This is a genomic window from Mesorhizobium temperatum (assembly GCF_002284575.1).
Classification (GTDB): Bacteria; Pseudomonadota; Alphaproteobacteria; order Rhizobiales; family Rhizobiaceae; genus Mesorhizobium; species Mesorhizobium temperatum.
Genome location: NZ_NPKJ01000017.1, coordinates 1 through 3,077, shown reverse-complemented (window position 1 = coordinate 3,077; position 3,077 = coordinate 1). Strand labels below are relative to the sequence as shown.

General features: G+C 59.9%; 4 protein-coding genes and 1 pseudogene. All 5 read left to right on the top strand.

Translation table 11 applies throughout. From position 1 onward, the window contains the following. Positions 1–23 precede the first annotated feature (23 nt). The 5 genes and pseudogenes from CIT26_RS03760 to CIT26_RS03745 all read left to right on the top strand — a co-directional run bounded on the left by CIT26_RS03760 (position 24) and on the right by CIT26_RS03745 (position 2,925). Entirely contained in the window at positions 24–338 is a 315-nt protein-coding gene (locus tag CIT26_RS03760) for a co-chaperone GroES (RefSeq protein ID WP_095491317.1), read from the top strand. A gap of 50 nt (positions 339–388) precedes the next feature. Next, the gene (gene groL / locus CIT26_RS03755; protein ID WP_095491316.1) at positions 389–2,032 is read left to right on the top strand and encodes a chaperonin GroEL; all 1,644 of its coding nucleotides are present in this window, start codon (positions 389–391) and stop codon (positions 2,030–2,032) included. 41 nt (positions 2,033–2,073) lie between these two features. Beyond that, positions 2,074–2,148, top strand: a pseudogene (locus CIT26_RS35620) (NADH-quinone oxidoreductase subunit D-related protein); the annotation flags it as partial. Between the two features lie 49 nt (positions 2,149–2,197). Then, positions 2,198–2,563 carry a 4a-hydroxytetrahydrobiopterin dehydratase gene (locus tag CIT26_RS03750; protein ID WP_095491315.1) on the top strand — a complete coding sequence of 122 codons (366 nt, stop codon included), beginning with the start codon at positions 2,198–2,200 and terminating at the stop codon, positions 2,561–2,563. Between the two features lie 35 nt (positions 2,564–2,598). Beyond that, positions 2,599–2,925 carry an antibiotic biosynthesis monooxygenase family protein gene (locus CIT26_RS03745; RefSeq protein WP_095491314.1) on the top strand — a complete coding sequence of 109 codons (327 nt, stop codon included), beginning with the start codon at positions 2,599–2,601 and terminating at the stop codon, positions 2,923–2,925. Positions 2,926–3,077 lie beyond the last annotated feature (152 nt).

Here is a 3,077-nt window from a genome sequence, read left to right as displayed (position 1 = left end):
GTGCGGCGGCAGAAAGAACCCCAATGAAATTCCGGCCACTCCACGACCGCGTCGTCATTCGGCGCGCGGAAGGCGATACCAAATCCAAGGGCGGGATCATTATTCCCGACACCGCCAAGGAAAAGCCTCAGGAAGGCGAAGTGATCGCCGTTGGGCCCGGCTCGCGTGACGAGAGCGGCAAGCTGATCCCGCTCGACGTCAAGGCCGGCGATCTCATCCTGTTCGGCAAATGGTCCGGCACCGAGGTCAAGATCGACGGCGAGGATCTCCTGATCATGAAGGAGAGCGACATTTTGGGCATCGTCGAGAAGACCAAAGCGGCCAAGAAAGCCGCCTGACCGGGCGATTTCCGATCCCGCAATTTCAAGACTGAACTGGACGTAAAATCATGTCTGCCAAGGAAATCAAATTCGCTACCGATGCCCGCGACCGGATGCTTCGCGGCGTCGAAATTCTGAACAACGCCGTCAAGGTGACGCTCGGCCCCAAAGGCCGCAATGTCGTCATCGACAAGGCCTATGGCGCGCCGCGCATCACCAAGGATGGTGTCGCCGTCGCCAAGGAAATCGAGCTTGCCGACAAGTTCGAGAACATGGGCGCCCAGATGGTGCGCGAAGTGGCCTCGAAGACCAACGACCTTGCTGGTGACGGCACGACGACAGCCACGGTGCTGGCCGCTTCCATCCTGCGCGAAGGTGCCAAATTCGTTGCCGCGGGCATGAACCCGATGGACCTCAAGCGCGGCATCGACCTTGCTGTGGCTGCCGTGGTGAAGGACATTCAAGCCAGGGCCAGGAAAGTCAAATCTTCGGACGAGATCGCCCAGGTCGGCACCATTGCCGCCAATGGCGATGCGACCGTCGGCGCCATGATCGCCAAGGCGATGGACAAGGTCGGCAATGACGGCGTCATCACCGTCGAGGAAGCCAAGACCGCCAACACCGAACTCGACGTCGTCGAGGGCATGCAGTTCGACCGTGGCTATCTCTCGCCCTATTTCGTCACCAATGCCGAGAAGATGCGCGTCGAGCTGGAGGACCCTTATGTCCTTATCCACGAAAAGAAGCTCGGCAATCTGCAGGCGATGCTGCCGATCCTCGAAGCCGTGGTGCAAAGCGGCAAGCCACTGGTGATCATCTCCGAAGACGTCGAAGGCGAGGCGCTGGCGACGCTGGTCGTCAACAAGCTGCGCGGCGGCCTCAAGGTCGCAGCCGTCAAGGCGCCAGGCTTCGGTGACCGGCGCAAGGCGATGCTGGAAGACATTGCCGTGCTCACCGCCGGCCAGATGATTTCCGAGGATCTCGGCATCAAACTCGAGAACGTCACGATCGACACGCTCGGGCGGGCTAAGCGCGTGCTCATCGAGAAGGATACGACGACGATCATCGACGGCGCCGGCGAGAAAGCCACCATCCAGGCGCGCGTCCAGCAGATCAAGTTGCAGATCGAGGAAACGACCTCGGATTACGACAAGGAGAAACTCGAGGAACGGCTGGCGAAGCTGGCTGGCGGCGTTGCTGTCATTCGCGTCGGCGGCGCGACCGAGACGGAAGTCAAGGAAAAGAAGGACCGCATCGATGATGCGCTGAACGCCACTCGTGCAGCCGTGGAAGAAGGCATCGTTGCCGGCGGCGGTGTTGCGCTTTTGCGCGCCAAGGCAGCTTTGACTGAGCTTACTGGCGCGAATGCTGACATGACGGCAGGTATTTCGATTGTGCTGAGAGCACTTGAAGCGCCGATCCGCCAGATTGCCGAGAATTCCGGCGTTGAAGGTTCGATCGTCGTCGGCAAGCTCTCCGACAGCAAGGATCACGATCAGGGCTTCGACGCCCAGAACGAAGTCTATGTCGACATGATCAAGGCCGGTATCGTCGACCCCGCCAAGGTCGTTCGCACGGCCCTGCAGGATGCCGGCTCGATTGCCGCGCTCCTGATCACCGCTGAAGCAATGATCGCGGACATTCCGCAGAAGGTTTCGCCCGCTATGGGTGGCGCAGGAGGTATGGGCGGAATGGGCGGAATGGACTACTGAGCGGCGCCTGAGACTATAGCCAGGACGACGGAAGACAGCGACGCGGGCACATGCGAGCCGATATCTCGGCGATCATCGGTTCGCTCGACATCGTGTTCGGGGAGATCGATCGATAGGCTCGTCGCTGTCGTATTTGCTGCTAAAAATGGTCTTGGAGACAAGAACATGACCGACACTCTTGCCGAGAAAACATGTACGCCTTGTCGCGGCGGCGTCCCGCCGCTCACGCGTGATGAAGCCCAACGCTTCCAGGCACAGGCTCCCGATTGGGAGCTGGGTGACGATGCCCACCGCATCCAGCGAAGCTTTCGATGCCGCAATTTCCGGGACGCGCTCGCTCTTGTTCAGGAGATCGGTGAGCTCGCCGAAACCGAAAGCCATCACCCCGACATCAGCTTCGGCTGGGGTTATGTGACGGTTTCCCTGAGCACCAAGAAGATAAAAGGACTGCACGAGAACGATTTCATCATGGCGAGCAAGATCGATCGGGTGTTCGATCGCTCGGGCCGGCCCCTCGACCGCCAGCAGTGACACGGCAAATCCATCGCCAATCTAGTGAGGTTTCCATGACAGAGATCCGAACCGGCAACCAGCCCGTCACCCAAATCACCATCGTCGATTCTGAACCCGACAAGCAGACCGAGGCATTGTCCGTCATGACCGAGCGGGCGCGCTTTATGGCGCGCCAGCCTGGGTTCATCTCAATCAGCCTGCATCGCAGCCTCGACGGGCGGCGCATCGTCAACTACGTCCAATGGCAGAATCGCGATCTCTTGCGATCGGCTCATCAATCGCCGGAATTCCGGAAGGAGTGGGGTCACTTCGATCAGTTGACGGACGAGATCGATCCCAATCTGTACGAGGTAGCCCAGGTGATAGATGGTGGTCAGTAGCCGTGCTGTTCAGGTGACCTGAACAGCACGGCCGAGACAGCTCGACATAAGCTGGCGAATTTGAGCCACGACGGCCATGAACGATCGCATTGTAACCGTTTTCGGCGGATCCGGCTTTCTCGGCCGCCGGGTCGTTCGGCATCTCTGCAAGC